General features: G+C 67.9%; 2 protein-coding genes. Both read left to right on the top strand.

Features of this window, described 5'->3' with window-relative positions:
• The first annotated feature begins 438 nt into the window (after positions 1-438).
• Positions 439-786 (top strand): hypothetical protein, encoded by a 348-nt coding sequence (locus tag GA0115259_RS35810; protein ID WP_093604571.1) that lies wholly within the window; start codon positions 439-441, stop codon positions 784-786.
• A 212-nt stretch (positions 787-998) separates the two neighbouring features.
• Positions 999-2033 (top strand): phosphate ABC transporter permease subunit PstC, encoded by a 1035-nt coding sequence (gene pstC, locus GA0115259_RS35805; RefSeq protein WP_256098291.1) that lies wholly within the window; start codon positions 999-1001, stop codon positions 2031-2033.
• The last annotated feature ends 25 nt before the right edge of the window (positions 2034-2058 follow it).

Here is a 2058-nt window from a genome sequence, read left to right as displayed (position 1 = left end):
CCGACGACAACGCGGCGAGGCGCGGTGCCAGGGCACGCGAGCCCAGCAAGATCCAAACGAAAGGCCCTAGGCCTTTTGGGCCGGACAGGATCCAGGTCCTTTCGGTCGAAGGCCCCATGTACCGGACGCCCGTCGGGGTGCGTTCGAACGCGCGTCACACCGGGCGCTCCCGCCCGGTGTGACGCGCGTAGTTCGTTGCGATAGAACCGGTTTCCCACCTTTTTCCCGATGTCTCCTGGTGGCCTGGCCGTAACCAAGGGGCAACTTCCTGGCGAATCATCCCGCCAGGTAGTCGGTTGAATCCCACGTGTCACGAACGTCTCACTAGGTTGCACCTGCTGCTCCAAAGGCCGTAACCGCGGCCCGACTGGGACGAGTGGCAGGGGTGGGGACATGGGATCGCCCGATGAGACCGGGAGATTACGGAGCGCCGCCGGCGTGCGGTGTCAGACCGACATCGACGCCGACGGCCGCTACGGATGGCGCGTCGTCGCACAGAACGGGCGTGTGGTGGCCGTATCGGCAATCGCTTTCGCCACGTACGAGCGGTGCCGCGCCTCCTTCGAGGAGGTCTGCCGACAACACGCGGTCCTCACCGGAGGTGTCCAGCACACGCAGGAGAACAACGGCTGGATGTGGATCGTCAGGAACGAGGTCGGACAGCGCACCATTGTCTCCGCGCGCTCGTACGAGCGGTACTCGACCTGCCGGGCGGCCTACGCCCGCTTCCGCGATCTGCTGCGGGAGTTGGGCGAGAGCGGCGAATTCCCGTGGAGCGGCCGTTGAACCCGAAGTGCCGATCCGGCGGAGCTGAAGCGGTGATCCGGTCCTCATGCGCACAGGAGTCTGGCGCCGCGCACCGTTCTCCGCACGCCACTTGCACACGTTCGTAACCGGAAGTTGCCTCTAGGGCGCCCCTCGTTCAGGGGAAGGTGCCCACGTGTCAACCGCGCCCCGTGAGCGTCTTGGTTGTGCTGAGACGAACAAGGGAGCGAACTGTGGCCGCCGGGGTGACCGGTGGGCCTTTCGACGGTGATTCCGGCGAGATGCCGGCCGTCGACAGTTCACGCGTGCTGTACGCCGACCCCGGGCTGCCCGACCGGATCTTCCGCGGGGTGGCCCGAGGCGGCGGCGGCCTGGTCCTCGTCGTCATGCTGCTGGTCGGCGGCTTTCTGCTGTACCGCGCGTGGCCGGCGCTCGACCGGGCCGGCTGGTCCTTCCTGACCACCGAGTCCTGGGAGCCGGACGCGGGCAATTTCGGTATCGCGGCCGTCATGGTCGGTACGGTGCTGATCGCCCTGGTGGCGATCCTGGTGGCGGTGCCGCTCGCGGTCGGCGCGGCGCTCTACATCTCCGAGTACGCGCGGCCCGGTATCCGCTCCACACTGATCAGCATCGTGGACCTGATGGCGGCCGTGCCCAGCGTGGTCTACGGACTCTGGGGGCTCTTCTTCTTCGAGGGCGCCATCCTGCCCACCGCCCGCTGGATCGCCACCTATCTGGGCTGGTTCCCGCCGCTCGGTGTGGTCGGCATCGACCCGAACGATCCGCTCTCCACCGCGACCGTCTACACCTCCTCGACGCTGATCGCGGGCATCGTGGTGGGCTTCATGGTCGCGCCCGTCATCTGCTCGGTGATGCGTGAGGTGTTCACCCAGGCTCCGGCCGGCGAGCGCGAGGGCGCCTATGCCCTCGGTGCCACCCGCTGGGGAATGATCCGCAGCGTCGTCCTCCCGTTCGGCAAGGGCGGCATGATCGGCGGCACCATGCTCGGCCTCGGCCGGGCCCTGGGCGAGACCATCGCCGTCTATCTGATCATCTCGCCGGTCTTTGTGGTCCAGTGGCACATCGTCCAGAGCGGTACCAGCTCGGTCTCCTCGCTGATCGCGCTGCGGTACGGAGAGGCCAGTCCCTTCGCCATGTCCGCGCTGATGGCGGCGGGCCTCGCGCTCTTCGTGATGACCCTGATCGTCAACTTCGCCGCCTCCTCGATCGTCGCCCGCAGCCGCTCCGGCGCGGCGAGCGACGCGTAGCGCCGTGACCGGGCCGGTTCACCGA

This window comes from Streptomyces sp. MnatMP-M17 (assembly GCF_900091995.1).
In the GTDB taxonomy this organism is placed as follows: domain Bacteria; phylum Actinomycetota; class Actinomycetes; order Streptomycetales; family Streptomycetaceae; genus Streptomyces.
This window is presented reverse-complemented; position numbering and strand designations above follow the sequence as displayed.